Raw genomic sequence first — 16,755 nt, 5'->3', positions numbered from 1 at the left:
TATAATGACTATTATTTTCAGAAAATGTCAATACTTTGTCAGTGGAATGTAATGATGCATATCGAAAAACAGCATTGAGACGGCCTTGTTTGAGAGACATTCAGCCTTCAGAACTTCATTCGATCAGCAATTACACTATCCGTAACACCCTTTCGATGTAACAACATTACACTGAGTTTAATGAAACTTAGAAAAACAGATATGCTAACCATCAGGCCGCGATGATTTTTCCCCAAGGTCGAAAATCGCGCCTAAGTGTTGGCTATCAACTTAATCGAACTGAACTCTTTGAGCTGGACGGTGTGGTAGATATACGGCTTGGGAGGTTTCTGCCTTTCCCAATTTATTCTTTTTATGTATTCAAACAAAATCCGCTGAACAGCCTAGCTATTCAGCGGATTCATAGGGAAGGTCGAAATGGAAGAAAAAGTTTCAGGCTCCAGCGAGCAGCTTTTCCCACAAAGCGTCATTGACCAGCACTTTGGTGATGAATTCCTCGCTGCTTGCGGAGGCGCTAGCGGCGGGAGGAGAGGTCACCGGAATCTCAAGGGTATAGGTCACACCCTTGCCTTGATTGTCGGCAGCCTTCACCGAGCCGCCGTAGTGATGGGCGAGGAAGAACACGCCGAGGAGATTCAATCCAAACTGTTGGTTCGCCGCATCACGTGAGGCAAAGGGATCAAACACGGAGCGCAGCGAATCGGGCGGCAGTCCCGTCCCGTCGTCACTCAAGGTAAACTGGATGCGCACCGGACTGCCGGCCACACTCAGCGGAGCGGCGTGGAAGGTGATGGTGGAGCCTTCGGGAAGACTCACCAGCTCGTCCTCGAGCAGAAGCTCAAACATGCGCGCAAACTTGGCTGGCTCGACGTGCAGGGAAGGGAGGTTGGCCGGGATGTCTGTCTGCACGGTGATGCGGCGCTCGGCGAGGCGTGATTGAAACTTGGTGAGCACACCCTGGATGATCGTCGCAGGATCCGCGGCAGCTTCGCTCGCAGCGGCCGTGGCGATGCCGTCCAGATGACTCACCAGTTCACTGACATGATGTGCGTGTTGAAGCACCTGCGCATGGAAGTCACGCCAGAAGGACGGATCACGCAGCCGGTTCATATCCAGCTCTTCGTAGCGGAGCTTGGCCGGTGTCTGATGCAGGAAGGTGCGCACGGCATCCAGCGGATTGCGCAGATGCTGGCTCAGGCCTGCGGCAAGCACGCCCAGGCTGATGATGCGGTCCGTGACGATCATGTTCTGCACCACGGAGAGCTTCTCCAGCAGCAGCTCGTCACGCTCACGCTGGAGCAGGAAGTACTCGATCGCACGTTTCAGCGTGTTGCGCATGTCCTCGATCTGGATCGGCTTCGAGATGTAGCGGAAGATGTTGCCCTGGTTCACTGCATCCACCGTCACACCGAAGTCGGCATAGGCCGTGATCATCATGCGCACCATGCGCGGGCGGATCTGCCGTGCGCGCTCGATCAGCTGGAGGCCTTTTTCACCGGGCATGCGCTGGTCAGTCAGCAGCACGCCGATCTCGTCTCCACGCTCCTGGATGAGGCGCATGCCCTCGGCTGCGCTGGAGGCGGTCAGGATGCGGAAATCGTTGCTAAAACTCTTCTGAAAGTACTTCAGGGACATTTCCTCATCATCAACATAGAGGATGCAGTAGCGCTTGTAGTCGTGCATAGGGCCAGGGGTTAGAGAATGGAGGCTTCCTCTCTCATGGTACGATAAGAAGAAGCGTCTGGTAAATCCAGGATAAATTCAGTGCCAGCTCCTTCTTTGGAAAGGATGGTGACGATTCCTTGGTGATCCGCGATGATCCGGTGGCAAATGGAGAGTCCGAGACCCATGCCTTTGCCTACTTCCTTAGTGGTGAAGAAGGGGTCGAAAACCTTCTCCTGGGTCTCGCGGTTCATGCCGATGCCGTTGTCCTTCACGGAGAGGACCACGCGGTCACCACGCTCGTGGGCCTTGATCTGCACCTTGGGGGTCTCGCCATTGGCAAATTTCTTCTCCTCAAACGCATCCACAGCGTTTTGCAGCAGGTTCACCAGCACCTGGGTGAGCTGGCCGCTGCTGCCATGCAGCAGCAGATCCGGGGTGGCCTCCACCACGAACTGGATGCCATCCCTCTGATGATGGGAGAAGAAGCGCACCACGGTCTGGAGCAGCTCCTGGACGCTGAAGTCCATGAAGGCCGCCTGATCCGGACGGGTAAAGCCGCGCAGGTCGGTGATGATGGTGCCCACACGTTTCACGCCGTTTTCGATGTCCGTCAGCGTCTCGGTGAAGTCAGCCCTGGCATCATCAGGCACCTTGTCCAGGTTCAGCCGGAGGTAGTAAAGCCCCTGGGTGGCGAAGTTAAGCGGGTTGTTGATCTCATGGATGAGGCCGGCGCTCATACGTCCCAGCGCGGAGAGTTTCTCATGCTGCACGAGCATGGACTCCGTCTCCTTCAACTGTTCCAGGGTGGCCTCGAGCCGCTTCTTCTGCTCGCTGAGCTCACGCTGATAGCGGTGTGACTCCGCCAGGTTCTGCAGGCGCACACGCACCTCCGTGAGAGAGAAGGGCTTGCCGATGAAGTCCGTGGCTCCCGCCGTGAGGGCCTCGATCTTCGTGCGCTCATCCGGGCGCGCCGTGAGCAGCACCACCGGGATGTTCCGCGTGCTGGTGCGGCTCCTGAGTTCACGGCAGACCTGCATCCCGTCTTTGTAGGGCATCATGAGGTCGGAGAGAATGATGTCAGGATGGAACTGCCCTGCCTTCGCCACCGCTTCATTGCCATCATTCGCCTCGATGATCTCAAACTCAGGCGCGAGCTGGGAGCGCAGGTAGTTCATCATGTCCGGCTCATCTTCCGCGATGAGCAGGGTCACCTTCTTCTGGTCTTTGCTCCGGTGATTGTGCGGTAGTGGCATGGGCGCCTGGCTGGCGCTTGCCGCGGCACGGCGTGGTGAGTCTGCCAGCGAGGTGGAGAACTCGGCACGTCGATAGAGATCGGCAATCCATTCACCCGTGGACGGCTCGCCGTCAGCGTTTGCTTTGGTGCCATTCAGCAGAGGCTGGGTCTTCGGTGTCGCGGGTTCATACGGCAGGTAAACCGTGAACGTACTGCCTTTGCCAGGTCGGCTGGCCACATGCACGTTGCCCCCGTGCAGCTCGACGATTTCCTTCACGAGCGCGAGGCCGATCCCCATGCCCTGAAAGCGACGCTGGGAGGTGGCATCTGCCTGGAAGAAGCGGCTGAACAACTGCGGAATGTGCTCCTTGGCAATCCCCACGCCTGTATCCTGCACACGAATCAGCATCTGGTCACCATCACGGCTGGCGCTCAGCGTGATCATGCCGCCTGCCGGTGTGAACTTGAGGGCGTTGAAGAGCAGGTTCAGGCACACGCGCTCGATCTTTTCCACATCCACCATGACCGGACGTATCTCCGGATCACAGGTGGTCTTCAGCGTGATGCGCTTGTCCTTGGCCAGAGCCTGGCAGGCGCTGCCGAGACCGTTGATGAAGTCCGTGAGAATGAGCGGCGTCTTCTGCAACTCCATGGTCTGGGACTCCAGCCGTACAAGGTCGAGCAAGGTGTTGATCAGCTTCAGCAGCCGCATCGCATTCCCCTGCATGGTGGTGAGCATCTCACTCTGCTCCGTGGGTGACACCGTCCTGCCCTTGTTCAGAAGCGTTTCCACCGGCGCGATGAGGAGGGTGAGCGGCGTGCGCAGCTCATGGCTGATGTTGGCGAAGAACCGGCTCTTGGCCACGTCCAGCTCACGGAGCTTTTGATTACCCTCTTCCAGCTGCGCGTTGGCCTCCTGCAGCTGCTCATGCTTGGCGTCGAGAGTCTTGCGCAGCAGGAACTCGGAGAAGCGGCTGTTGTTGTAAAAGGCGGTGCCTGCCACCGTGAACACACCGGTGACGAAGATGAAGTAAGAATTGTTGAAGAACAGTCTTCCGTTATCAATCGGCCCCTGGCCGAAGCTGGCGGCCAGATAGATCCCCACCGTGAGCAGCACCACGAGCACGCTCTCAAAGAGCGGCCAGCGCATGAGAATGGCGGCGCCCACCAGCACCAGGTTCAATCCCGCGTAGTAAGGGGAGGCGTAGCCCTCGCTGACATAGACCATCCAGCCGATGGAACCCATGAGCGGGAAGGCCATGCACAAGCCCAGCACGCGATGCCAATCCCGGCCGATGGTGGAGTTCAGGCCAAAGTAGATGGCCACCAGGAGAATGCCGGAAATGACCCGGAAGTGCAGAAATCGCCACATGCCTTCCTCACCGTAAACGACAAGGTCCAGCGTGAAGCCCCCCACCATGAAGATCGCCGCCAGGATCGCGCACAGCCGGTAGTTCTTGATACGAACGTCCCGCTCGTAAGCCTGAAACTCTCGTCTCAGGCTTGCGCTGGCTCTGTAAAGACTGGGCTTGGCAGGAGCCATTAAGCGGGACTCTCGGGTTTGCGCACTTCGAGGAAAATGTTCACGCCGGTGGCATCAGGCACCACCCGGATACATTCGGGTGGCGCGCTGCCTGGCGCAATGCTCAAAAATTGTGCTTCGTCCCGGTAGACCAGGTGCCACTCGGCCAGGTACTCCATCCAGTTCCGCCAGTCGTTGCTCGGGTGCACGTTGGTGGCGATGAGGAGCCCTCCCGGGGCCAGCATGTCGTAAAAGATCTCCAGCAGCCGCTTGCAGATACGGTCGGAAAGGTAGTCGAAGAGTCCCGCGCAGTAGACGAGGTCATACTTGCCTCCCTCTCCCGCCTTCACGGATTCCTTCAGCACCTGCTGCACGGACCTTTTGATGAAGTTGAGGCCCGTCTTGCGCTGGTAGGCCTGCACATTGTCCTCGGTCGTGCGGCTGGTGTTTTCGATCGTCTCGTCGTTGAAGTCCAGCAGGTTGAGGTCTGCCTCGTCGCAGATCGCGTGGTCCTGGATGAAGCGCTGCACCTCCTGGGCAGGGCCGCAGCCGAGGTTGTAAACCTTGGCACGTCGTCCCAGCTTCCGCGCACGCTCGGTCTCTGCGCAAAGTTGGTTAACCAGATAGACGATGCGGTTCCGGTGCGCGATCACCGGCGGGATCTCCAGATACAGCTTGTTCAGCATCTTCGCATACGTGCTGCTGCCCTCATAGGGGTCACGCAGCATCATGCTGACCATCTCATAGTCCCCCGCATAGCCCAGCGGCTTGGCAAAGGTGCGGTAGACGAACGGTGCGCACAGCACCAGGGGATGCAGCTGACGCTTGATGTAGCTGCGGTGCACAGGCTGGATCTCCTGCGGAATCTCACTGGCGATCTGCTCAAACCGGCGCATCAACGGCAGCATCACCGGCACCACGGGCTCCTCCAGGTTCCGGATGATCTGGACCTCCAGGTGATTGCGGTCCGCCGTCGGCAGCGTGCGGATGCCGAACTCCACCTGCTCCATCCAGCGCCTGAGGTCAGTCAGGAGCGTCTGGATGTCTGACACCACGATTTTGAACTCGGGCGTCACCCGGAAGACACGTGTGCTGTCCTTGAGAAACTCGGCCAGTTCCGCCTTCAGCTCACCGCCATCCCGCAGTGGATTGAAGGTGTCGACATCGCGCCAGCCTTCTTCCTCGAGAGCTGCCTCGAGAATGAGCATGATGCCCGCGTTGACGAGATTGCTGATGACCGCGCGTCCCGAATACAGCGTGCGGTCATTCACGTTGATCTGAAACTCGGTCAGCACCTCGGAAAGCTGGAGAATACTGTAGGGATTATATACTTCAAAGACAGCAACATGACGCGTCACGCGCAGCAAGGTGCCGCGCACTTCAGCCCCCTGGCTGTTGCGGCAATAGATGATGCTCAGCCGGTCGCTTGAGAGCGCACTTCCTGGTGTCTGTGGGACAATTTCGAGAGCCATATGACGAGGCTATATCAGCCGAATGCTTCCAGCCCGACAAGCTGGAAGCACAGGTGAACAAAGTTGGTGCCGCAGAGTGGCCTGCAAACCCTTGAGGATGAGCATGCCTGTCTTTAAAAAATATGAGTGAAACTCAAATGGAATACGTGCCACTGATGCCGGTAGGTGCCATTAAGTGCAGGATCCACATTTCCACCCACATCTCGATCCGGGCTAAAAATGAAGCCGTAGGTCGCATCAATTCGATTGCTCTTTCCGCGCCAGCCAACACCGAGGCTGAAGATGTGGCGGTCATAGGCCGGAATCGCAGGCGTGAAATATTTGTCGGGCATGGAGTTCTCCGAGAACAGGTAGCCGGAGCGGACGATCCATGCCTCGTTAAGTTTGTAGCTCACCGCTGTGCCGAGATCGATCGAGTCCTTGTATTGAAGAGGAACTCTTTTTAGCGGCGGGGGTAGATTTCCAGTGCGGATCGGGATGTCATCGTGGCAACTGTTGTTAATCCATTTGGCATCGAAGCCGATGGTGAAACGGTCAGTCACGTCGAATCCATAACCCAGGGCCACCGAGCCAGGGAAAGTCATGCTGGTTTCGAAGTCGCTGCGCAGGGTGGTCGGGGCGACGCCAAGGATCTGGTAGTCACCGTCCATGTCCACGCGGATCGGCAGGCGGCCCACAAGTGAGATGCGCTGGCGCGGGGTGACCTTCCAAAGAATATTGCCAAAGCCGCCAATGCCCCAGCCCTGCGCATCCAGGCGAACTTCGCCGACTGGGAATCTCAACTGGCTGAACTGGAGATCTCCACGCATGAAGTCCAGACCCAGGCCAGCGCTGACCTTTTCCGTCAGGCGGAAGGCCATGGAAGGCGTGATGCTCGTGGTGATCAGGCTTGATTCATAAGGCACCTGAAAGCGCAGGGGGCCGGTCTTGGAGTACTCAGAGCCCAGACCATACGGTGTGCTCATGCCAATGCCGAAGGCGACATTCTTGCTGGAAAGCGGGAAGACGGCGTAGAAGCTTGCTGGATAGACCCATGGCTGGTCATTGTCCATCGAGACACCGGCGTCTGACTTGAGGCCGATGTCTGAACGCCACAGCGCGGCATTCAGGAGCACCTCAGGGCGATCAAAATCCAGCATGGCAGCCGGTGCCACGCGGGACACGGAGGCGTCCCGAAGGTTGGCATACCGGGCACCGGCAAGGCTCAGTGCCTCGGCGCTGTCAGGGATCAGGGAGAGGGACTCCGCCGCATGACCACGACCGTTTGTGAGGAGCGTGGTGAGGGTGATGCCCAACCAAATATGGTTAATTAACTTCATGGTAAATTAAACTGTAATTGGTTGCGCGCGGTATGGCAAATTGTCAATCTTGCTAAGTAATTGAGTAGGCGGAGCAGAAGATGGCGGGGTGGTTACATGTTGTCCGGATGCCGACTCTTCCAACATTCGGGAAATCACGCCTAATAGGTCTAATACATCGAATGGCTTGTTAAGATAGTTCACCCCGACGGTGAGGGCTTCGCCGCCATGAATCATGGCAGGTTGATAGCCGCTCATATAGATAACTGGCAGGGTGGGTGCGGCGGCACGCAGATGGCCTACCAAATCAAACCCTGTTAGTCCGTCAGGCAGGTAAACGTCTGTGACGAGCATGTCGATTTCCTGATGATGGGACTGCCACAGTGTCCAGGCCTCCAGCGCGCTGTGGGCCTTCATGACTTGATGACCCTGGCTGCTGAGAATGTAGCCCAGAATGTCACAGACTGTCTTTTCATCGTCCACCACCATGAAGGTGAGCTGCCTGCCTGAGGCTGATGTGGCATTCCGCGCGGTCATGACGCGCTGCATGGCCGCCTGAGGCTGCTGGGGGTCCGCTTCTGGCAGCACCAAGGTCTGCGTGCATGTGCTGTCAGTGCCTGCACGCACCTGCAGCATCCCGCCCAGGCTCTCTGCCAGCTGGATGGCTGGCACGAGACGGTCACAGGCTTCTTTCTCCACCAGGGCAGCGTCATCGACAGGCCCCAGACTATAGCTGAGATGGACCAGCATCTGCCGTCCCTGGGCATCAGGAGCCAGACGGGCGTCCATGGTCGTGCGGCTGGAGAGGGTGATGTTGATGCTGCCACCACGCGGCACCTGCTCCTGGGCACGGATGACCATGAGGTTCAGCAGGCGGGTGAGGAGCGTCTCGGAGGCGCAAACAAAAAGTTCGGTCTCGCTGTAGTAGAGCTCCATGCGCAGCTTCTCCTTCAGCACCCGGCCCATCATCTCCACCTGCTTCTGAATCACAGGCACGGCATTGAAGACATGCGTCTCGGCCGGCATCTCCACATCTGAGGTGAGCGCCATCATCTGCTGGCTGAGGAAAGAGGCGCGCTCGGCGGCCTGCATCATCTGCTCCATCGGCAGCGTGGAACCCGAACCACCTGGAGTCAGCAGCGCTGAGCTCAGATGACCCTGGATCACGGTCAGCGCATTGTTGAAGTCATGCGCGATGCTGGCCGCGAGGCCGGACATCACATCGATGACCTCCGCATCTGAGCGCTTCTGCTTCAGCTGGTCACGGAAGTTCCTTTCTTGATACAGCTCTCCGGCGACCTTCTCGGCACGCAGGGAGGTGCGGGTCAGGCGGCTCTGCAGGTCAAGCTGGCGGCAGGCCATCTCTCTCTCAGCCACCCACTTCATGCACATGGCCTGGCAGAGCTGCAGCACTTCGATCGGGTCAAAGGGCTTCTTCAAAACCACGAGGCGATGGCTCGTGCCCAGCTCCTCCACGATCTCCTGCCAGGAGTAGTCCGAATAAGCGGTGCACAGCACGATCTGCAGATCTGTCTGCGCGCGCCACAGGCGCTTCACCGTTTCCACACCGTCGATGCCGGGCGGCATGCGCACGTCCACGATGGCCACGGCGAACGGCATGCCCTGCTCGATGGCAGCCTTGGTAAGATTTTCCGCCTCTGCACCCTGGCTGGCAAAGGCAGTCTGAAAGTTAGGCCGCACCTTGGCCTGATGACTGCGCATCTCGTCAAAGAGGATGGCCTCGATGCTCTCGAGCTCTTCCACACCTGAGGTGGAAGGACAGAGAATGCGACGATAGTCGTCCCGGATGGTCGGATTATCGTCAACGATAAGCACGCGTTTGTTAGAGTACATAGGCACGGTGGATTTGGTTAGGGAAATCGGGAGAGAAAGGGACGGTTAGATCGGAATGGAGGTCGTGTATTTGAGAGGACGGGGCATGGTGCCGGTGATCGTTTTGGCTGCGGCGGCCAGGGCAGGCGGGGCGAAGTTCGCGGGGAACTCCAGCGTGAAGCTGGCCCCATTGCCCTCGCCTTCACTCCAGGCGCTCAGCTTGCCGCCGATCTCCTCCACCAGCAGGGCGGCGTGGTGCAGGCCGAAGCCGTTGCCCTCTTTGCGGGTGGTGAATCCGTGGGTGAAGATGCGCTGAAGATTGTTCCGGCTGATGCCGCAGCCTGAGTCCTGCACGGTCAGTGCCGCGACACCGGTCTGCGGCTGGCTGATGGTCATGGTGATGTGCCTCTCCCGGACACCCGTGGCGGACACTGCATGACGTGCATTGCTGATCAGATTCACCAGCACCTGCAGCATGAGATTCTTGGGCAGCATGACCGGAGGCATGTCCGCGAAGTTCCGCGTGATCTGGATGTCGTGATCCCTGAGCACATCACCCTCGAGGGCCAGGGACTGCTCAAACAAGTTCGCGAGGTCCACAGCCTCCTCCATCTGTGAGGCGCGGCCATGCACCTGCTGCAGGGCGATGACGTCCTTCATGTGCTCGATGTGCTGCACCATGCCGATGGCATCGATGTAGAGCTGACGGCTTTCCTCGGCCAGATGCTCGCTGACGGAGATCAGATAAGCTGGCAGGCGGCGGCCTTGCGGGCTCTCTTTGATGAACTTGGCCATGTTCGCCTCGTTCTCGCGCAGCAGGCGCGCTGCCTTGCCCAGGTTCGCCCCGCGTGAGGAGGCCAGTTTTTCCACATGCAGCTTGGCACTCACATTGAGGCTGGTGAGCACGTTGCCGATGTTGTGCAGCACGCTCTTGGCGATCTCCGCCTTGCCCGCTTCATGGGCGGCTTCCACCTGCTGGCGGTGCGCCCGCATTTGCATGTCTTCCTGCGCATGGCGCTGGGACACGTCCTTCAGCACGCCGCACATGGTCAGATGGCCGTTTGCATCCGGGAGGGCCACGCCGTTTTCACACAGCATGGCGTAGCTGCCATCCTTCTTCTGGAAGCGGAACTCGATCTGGAAGCGCTTCACCTTGGTCAGGGAGTTCTTCCACGCGGTTAAAAGGTTCGGCAGATCCTGCGGATGCACACGGTCGCGGAAGAACTGGGTGCCGGACATCCATTCCTCATGCTTGTAACCCAGAAAGCCTTCTGACTGCGGGCTCAGGCTGATGTAGTTCCACATGTGGGGAGAGCGCTGCCAGAGCACGCCGGAGATGGCGCTGACCAGCAGGCTCAGCTGGGCTTCCTCAAAGCGCAGCGTCGCCGCCATGGAGGACATGTGCTGCTCACGCTGCTGGCTGCGCTGCAGCAGGGAGGTGAAGACGGCGATCAATGCCGCGCAGAAGATCATCATGATCACCGCCAGGATGCAGGCGTTTGTCAGCAGCGGTGCCGCGGCCGCATGATTCAGCGGCTTGCGCAGCATGGCCGCGAACTGGATGGTCCCGCAGATCCCCAGGAACAGGGGCAGCAACAGCAGCAGCATGCGCACATTCACCGACTGGGGATGACGGACGAAGAACCACGCCACCAGGCCATACCCCAGGAGACCTGAGAGCATCAAGGCGAGCGGTTCTGGCATCGAGATCAAAGCCATGGTGAAATGCTTGTCGCGGCAGATGTTGAAGCCTGAGAGGGAAATCATAGAGTCCGGTGACAAAAGAAAAGGGGAGGTCGGGCGGCTCGCGGTCCAGCACGCCCGGGGGGTGATCACATCAGGGTTTCACGCCAGACGGCAGGGTGGAGGAATGAGCTCAAGGTGCTGCCGTGGTCGCCAGCACCTCCGGCGAGGGTTTCCATGCGCATGCCATCGCGGAAGCCGATGGCCGGGTAGAGCCACTCTTCACCGCCGATGTGCAGTTTCGGAATGAGCGCGCTGCCCAGGTGCTCGACCTCCCAGCTCAGGAGCATGGGTTCCTCATCGGAAAACTGGCCGAGGAAGAGATCCACATCAGGGATCATGCCCAGAAGGCCGCTGTCATTGAGGAGATCCCAAACCTCACCCGTCTGGAGGTCAAACTGGACGGCAAAGCCTACCGAGGATGTTTTGCCCTCAGGTGAACGATGCCTTGAGACTAGACCAAACATGATCTGGCGGGGACTTTCCTCGGGAATTATATCTACCTGAAAGCCAAAGCGCAAGGGATGGGGAGGCACCTCGAGGATTCCAAAACTAACCATGTCGAAACTGGCGAAGGCCATTTCGGGGCTGACGAAGGTTGTTGGTGTATGCATATATTTTTGGAAATTATATTAATGACGTTCAATATATTCCAAAAATCAATTTAATTATGGAATTTTAAATATCAGTGCCTAGAGATTGACAGCCCGAAAAGGCAAGTTTCCCTGGTGGCGGAGGCCGGGACAGAGAGTTTAGTCAATTGTTTAAACAATAGGTAATGCTTGCCGCTACTTGTGTGCGGCTGCTGCGCCGCCTTGGGGTTTCCGACCCTTTTCCACATCATGGGTGCTGGAAGCGGAAGGCGGATCATCTCACAAAGAAACACCTTTTCGAGATGGAGCCGGGCTGGACCCACGTTCATGCTCGATCCTATGAAGCTGCTGCTCCCGACCCTCTCTCTTCTCATTTTCTTGTCCGCCTGTGGTGAGAAGAAACCCACTTCGCCCCCGAACCAGACACCCCAAGCTGCCTCTCCCGCTCCCGCCACCACGACCTCGCCTGAAAAAAGCGCCCCTCCTGCCGGTCCGAAGAAGGTCTACTGGACCCCGGAGATGCTGCACACCGAGATCAAATACCATAATCCGGACTACGATGGCAGCGGCGAGTTCAACCTCCAGGACGGCCAGCCCGTGGCTATCAGCCTTCGTGGAGCCAAGATCCGCAATCTTGAGTTCCTGCTGCGTCTCAGCCCCCTGGCGTTAGACCTCAGCGGCACGCCGATCCAGGACATCCGCCCCACCAAGGGCATGAAACTGGTCGAGCTCTACCTGGAGGACAGCCCTGTCACTGATCTCTCGCCGCTGCGGGGCATGCCCTTGGAGAAGATTTACCTGAGCCGCACGCCTGTGAGTGATCTCAGCGCCCTGGAAGGAGCCCCGCTGGTGGAGGTCAATGTGGTCGACACCAAGGTGGCGGACATCACCCCCCTGGCGAAATCACCCATCCAGATGCTCTGGCTCACGGGCACGCCGGTGGAGAGCATCACAGCGCTCAAAACAGTGCCGCTGGTCAGCCTGACGCTGCACAAAACCAAGGTCGCCGACCTCTCGCCTCTCTCCGGCACCTCTCTTCAGCGTCTGCACATTGGCGAGACTCCGGTCACGGACCTCACCCCGCTCAAAGGTGTGCCCCTGACTCGGCTGGTCTTCACGCCAGCGAACATCAAGACCGGCCTCGATGTGGCCAAAAGCCTCCCGGTGCAGGAGATCGGCACCCGCTTTGACGAGAACGGCAAGGATCTCATGCCGCCGGAGGCCTTTTGGGCACAGCTCGGGAAGTAACAGACACGCCGCCACTCTCCCGCATGTCCTTCCTCGAGCGCCTCTTCGCCCTTCCGCCGGTCCGCAAAGCCATCTGGAAATGGTGGTACCCTTATCTCACGCAGCGCCTGCGGGGGGAGGAGGTGCTCTTCCTCAACTACGCCTTTGAAACCGCGCCGCCCGTGGGCTTGAAGCTGGAGTCTGAGGACGAGCCTAACCGGTTTTGCATCCAGCTTTATCATCATGTGGCCTCGCAGGTCGATCTGCGTGGCAAGACAGTCCTCGAGGTAAGCTGCGGTCATGGGGGAGGTGCCTCATGGATCACGCGCACCCTGCACCCCGCCTTCTATACCGGGCTGGACCTCAATCCCGCGGGCATCCATCTCTGCCAGCAACGTCATCACGTGCCTCATCTCGATTTCAAACAGGGCGATGCGCAGAAGCTGCCCTTCGCCAATGAGTCCCTGGATGCCGTGATCAATGTCGAGGCTTCACACTGCTATCCGGACTTTCCGGGCTTCCTCGCCGAGGTGGCCCGCGTGCTCAAACCTGGTGGCCACTTTCTCTATGCCGACTTCCGTTTTGATCATCAGTTCGCGGAATGGGAAAGCGCCATCGCCGCTGCGCCGCTCACCGTGGTGCAAGCCCGCGATATCCGTGAGGAAGTGCTGCGCGGCATGGAAATGAACGCAGCTCGCAATGAAGCGCTCGTCAGCAGCTGTCTTCCCAAGCTTCTACAGCCCGTCGGACGTGACTTCGCCGGAGTGCCAGGAGCGATGGTCTACGAGGACCTGAAGTCCCGAGAGATGTCCTACCGCTCCTGGTGTTTTCGAAAGGCGTGATCCGCCATCAGGCTATTCCAGCGTGACACCGCCCACATAGATCGGCGTGTTGGCGCTGGTGGTCGGAGGCTCGGCGAAGCGGTTGGGCAGTGGTGAGAAGTGGAGGAAGCCACCCCCGATGCGGCGTTGAGGAATGACCATGCCGCGGAAAGAGACCGTCCTGCGAACGAACCGATCTTCCGCGCCCGGCACAGGCTCGTTGACCTTGAAAGTGCCCGTGAAGAATCCCGTCGGTTTATAAACGTCCAGTTTCAAATTGGACGTGTTTGGCTGGTCCACGAGCACTCCTCCAGCTTTGGTGAAGGTGAGACCGGTCTGGACGCCTTCGGGCATGCCATCCGCCGCGATATTGATGTTGGTTCTCCCGATTTGTTCAGCGGATGCATCCGGTGGTGTGAAAAACGGGATGTCTTTGGGCACGAAGTAGCGCCCACCTCGCACGGGAACTTCGGTATTGTAGCCCTCAGGCAAGAGTCTTGCGCCTGGCTGGGCTGGGCGTGCCATCATCAGGGTGCCGTCCACGAGGCCGGTTTCCTCCGTGCTGGAACCCTGGGTGTTGATCCGGCCCCAGAGTCGCACAGGGCCTGATCCCAGCCGCACCAGCATCAGGGTTCCGTTGGATACCCCGTTCTGCCCCATGTACATGGGCGCCGAAAACGTGAACCCAGTTCCATCCGCCAGAGTGCCAGCACCCGTGGCCTGGAAATCTGAGCCGACGGTGAAGGTGCCGAAGCCCTGACCGGCCAGACCTCCCATCAAGAACGAATAGCGTCCTGCCAGAGTGTGGCGCCAATCTTTGTTGAGAGGGAAGAGTGGTTCCAGCGCCGCGGTTTGCTCGGAAGTGCCGCCCTCAGCAGAGCCATATTCCAGCATGAGTCGTGCAGAGATGCCGTTGGAAGGAAAACTCTCCTCAGTGGCATATTGGTCCATGATCAGGAGCACGGATCGATAGCCCAAAAAAGAAGCCAGCCGGAGGGTCACCGAGCGTGTGGCATCTGCGGTGCTGACGTTCCATTGGCCTGCAAAAGGCCGGTGCACCGTTCCAAAGGCCAGCGATCCGCTGAAGCCTGTGCCGTTTGTGGTCACGACCTGAAGCAGCCCGGGCCACGCGGGAGTTTCCGTGTTGGGCTCCGGAATCATGATAATGCCTGCTGTTTTGTGAGGCGTGCCGAAGTGGAGTTTGACGTTAGGCTCTTCTGTGGCGGAGAAAATTTTGAGCTTCAGAATGTAGGGCAGGGCACTGCCAAAGCGATTTTCGGCCATGATCTTCACCGAGTAATCGCCAGCCTGTGTCGGAGTTCCTTCGATTCGATAGCCTTGTTGCGTGAGTTGAACTCCGGGGGGCAGCCCTTCGGCGGAAAAGACAGGACCTTCAGGAAGGTCAGTGAGATCACTCAGCATGATGACACCGAACGGATAACCTACCTGCCCAACGCGCGAGCCAGTTGCGGCAATGATGGGCACGCGAAGCACCTCGATCATGTGGTCGCTTGCCAAAGCAGTCGCTGTTTCATCCATCGTCAGCTCAGCAGCAACCCTCAAGGGCAGAGCTCTTGAGAGCGCCATGACTGATGGGATGGTGAGTGTGGCTGTTTGTGTGCCCTGCATGGCCCACGACTCCGTGTAGGTTGGGGCACCTACATAGGGGTAGAGCCACCGCACGCGTATGCCTGGTCCCCAGAATCTCGCTGTGAAGCTGAGGGAGTCACTGGGGTTGGCGACGACAACGGACGATTGCTTTTCAAACACCCCCAAATTCATCAGGCAACTCATTCGTGCCGACCCCGTGGACCATACATCCAGGCGGTAGCGTCCTGCGTGCGCAGGTTGCGCCGAAGGGATGTACAGATAAGGCAGGGTGCTGCCCGGGAGTGCACGTCCCTCCTTATACCACTGGCAGTTGAAGCGTCCGCGTGGACCAGCGGCATCCGCCTGCAGCTTCACAGGCTCTCCTTTGGCAATGAGCATGCTCAGCATTCCCTCGGACACGAAAGGAGCGAAGTCACCAGACCTCGCCTGGAAATCTATTTTGTAGACGTAAGGGGCTTGTGCGCTGTCAGGATGGAGGGCTTCAAGAGACAGCCGGTAATCACCAGCCGAGGGAGGGGTCAGAGTCAGCTTCACCCGCGCCTTCCCGAGGGGTGGGAGAGTGACGGGCGTGAATGAATGCCCAGTCAAACTGTTGGCCCCTTGGACTGGCGTGATGTTCACACCCGTCAAGTGCAGTGGGTTGGTGCTGGAATTCTGCAGTTCTATTTCAGCGTTGCACGGCTGGCCAGCCACTAGCTCTCCGAGATAGATGCCGCCGCCCGGGGGCGTCGCCTCCGCGGGATCCAGCACCAGGGAGTCAGCCGCGAGGAGTGACCGAAGAGGGGTGAACAAAAGACGCTCGCCCCTGACGATCATGGCGGTTTCTGAAGTGGTGGCGAGGGCATAAGGATAGCCTGCTTCCAGCCTCCTGACGAACTGAGGCGGCTCGGAAGCCAGATAAAGATCGGTTCCTTGGCGGCCATTGACGACGAGGGCGCTTCCTGCCATGTCAGCGAGGTAGGTTGAAGCTTCGTTGGTTTGAGAAAACCTGACCTCGGAACTCACACGCCACCCCGTAGCAGTGCGCTTGAAGAAGACACCCCATGCGCTTGGGGAATTGCATTTGGTGACCAGCAGACGGTCACCTTCCAGGCGCACGATGGGGGAGTAAAAAAGATCTCCCTTCGCCATGGGAATAGGGAGGGTGGCTGTCTGATTCATCGTCCCACCCGAAAGCTCATAGAAAAGAACGTCTCCCTTGCTGCTTTGGAGTACCATGCCCTTGTGAAGATTGAGGATGGCCAGCTCACTGCCGTTCATGGACATTTCAAACCCGAAGTGGTCCCCTCCCGCACGTTCAACCTCTCCGAGCAGAGTGGCTTGTCCATTCTGCAGCCGGTAGGATCTCACCCGGACCAATGACTGGGTGGAATCCAGGCGGACGAGCTCCGTCACTGCCAGATACTCTCCCGAGAAAGCAAACCCCTGGCCGAAGGAACTCAAATCGGGCTGCGACGGTTCGATGACATACGCAGGTTGATCTGGCCAGATGGAGCCCTGCTTTTCATAGACGTAAACGCGCCCGACATGGCCGGTTTCATTGAAATGAGCGTCTCCTACAGCGAGTCGATTGCCGGCAAGGATCACTTGAGCGCCAAAGCGTGTGAAGCTGTCCGCAGTCGCCGGGGGCAAAAGAATTTTGACAACCTGCCAGCCTGTCATTCCCCGTTCCAAGATATGGACGTGTCCTTGAGGCCGGTTGCCTATGGAGGAGTGGGGATTTCCAATCGCGGCCG

10 protein-coding genes are annotated in these 16,755 nt (G+C 58.7%); 2 read left to right on the top strand and 8 right to left on the bottom strand.

Annotated features, from left to right (window positions below; all coding sequences use genetic code 11):
- Nucleotides 1–432: 432 nt before the first annotated feature.
- From BGE01nite_RS24275 to BGE01nite_RS24245, 7 genes are all read right to left on the bottom strand, one after another.
- On the bottom strand, nucleotides 433–1,683 hold the full coding sequence (locus BGE01nite_RS24275) for a hybrid sensor histidine kinase/response regulator (RefSeq protein WP_146854633.1): 1,251 nt from the start codon (nucleotides 1,681–1,683) through the stop codon (nucleotides 433–435).
- A gap of 11 nt (nucleotides 1,684–1,694) precedes the next feature.
- Entirely contained in the window at nucleotides 1,695–4,442 is a 2,748-nt protein-coding gene (locus tag BGE01nite_RS24270; RefSeq protein ID WP_146854631.1) for an ATP-binding protein, read from the bottom strand.
- The gene (locus BGE01nite_RS24265; protein WP_146854629.1) at nucleotides 4,442–5,893 is read right to left on the bottom strand and encodes a class I SAM-dependent methyltransferase; all 1,452 of its coding nucleotides are present in this window, start codon (nucleotides 5,891–5,893) and stop codon (nucleotides 4,442–4,444) included. The genes BGE01nite_RS24270 and BGE01nite_RS24265 overlap by 1 nt, the downstream gene beginning before the upstream one ends.
- A 113-nt stretch (nucleotides 5,894–6,006) precedes the next feature.
- Nucleotides 6,007–7,212: an OmpP1/FadL family transporter gene (locus tag BGE01nite_RS24260; protein WP_146854627.1), complete on the bottom strand. Its 1,206-nt coding sequence runs from the start codon at nucleotides 7,210–7,212 to the stop codon at nucleotides 6,007–6,009.
- Between the two features lie 6 nt (nucleotides 7,213–7,218).
- Nucleotides 7,219–9,027: a response regulator gene (locus tag BGE01nite_RS24255; RefSeq protein WP_218033087.1), complete on the bottom strand. Its 1,809-nt coding sequence runs from the start codon at nucleotides 9,025–9,027 to the stop codon at nucleotides 7,219–7,221.
- A 63-nt stretch (nucleotides 9,028–9,090) separates the two neighbouring features.
- The gene (locus tag BGE01nite_RS24250; RefSeq protein WP_146854623.1) at nucleotides 9,091–10,791 is read right to left on the bottom strand and encodes a PAS domain-containing sensor histidine kinase; all 1,701 of its coding nucleotides are present in this window, start codon (nucleotides 10,789–10,791) and stop codon (nucleotides 9,091–9,093) included.
- Nucleotides 10,792–10,856: 65 nt separating this feature from the next.
- Complete coding sequence (locus tag BGE01nite_RS24245; protein ID WP_146854621.1) at nucleotides 10,857–11,234, bottom strand: hypothetical protein; 378 nt, start codon at nucleotides 11,232–11,234, stop codon at nucleotides 10,857–10,859.
- Nucleotides 11,235–11,699: 465 nt separating this feature from the next.
- Here BGE01nite_RS24245 and BGE01nite_RS24240 point away from each other — a divergent pair, with 465 nt between their 5' ends.
- Nucleotides 11,700–12,608 carry a leucine-rich repeat domain-containing protein gene (locus BGE01nite_RS24240; protein WP_146854619.1) on the top strand — a complete coding sequence of 303 codons (909 nt, stop codon included), beginning with the start codon at nucleotides 11,700–11,702 and terminating at the stop codon, nucleotides 12,606–12,608.
- Nucleotides 12,609–12,631: 23 nt separating this feature from the next.
- Entirely contained in the window at nucleotides 12,632–13,429 is a 798-nt protein-coding gene (locus BGE01nite_RS24235; RefSeq protein ID WP_146854616.1) for a phthiotriol/phenolphthiotriol dimycocerosates methyltransferase, read from the top strand.
- A gap of 12 nt (nucleotides 13,430–13,441) precedes the next feature.
- Here BGE01nite_RS24235 and BGE01nite_RS24230 read toward each other — a convergent pair whose 3' ends face one another.
- On the bottom strand, nucleotides 13,442–16,651 hold the full coding sequence (locus BGE01nite_RS24230; protein WP_146854613.1) for an immunoglobulin domain-containing protein: 3,210 nt from the start codon (nucleotides 16,649–16,651) through the stop codon (nucleotides 13,442–13,444).
- Nucleotides 16,652–16,755: the final 104 nt, after the last annotated feature.

It is taken from the genome of Prosthecobacter gellanilyticus, from assembly GCF_007992435.1.
GTDB classification, from domain to species: domain Bacteria; phylum Verrucomicrobiota; class Verrucomicrobiia; order Verrucomicrobiales; family Verrucomicrobiaceae; genus Prosthecobacter; species Prosthecobacter gellanilyticus.
The sequence above is the reverse complement of the archived record's forward strand: the minus strand, read 5'-3'. Positions and strand labels throughout refer to the sequence as shown.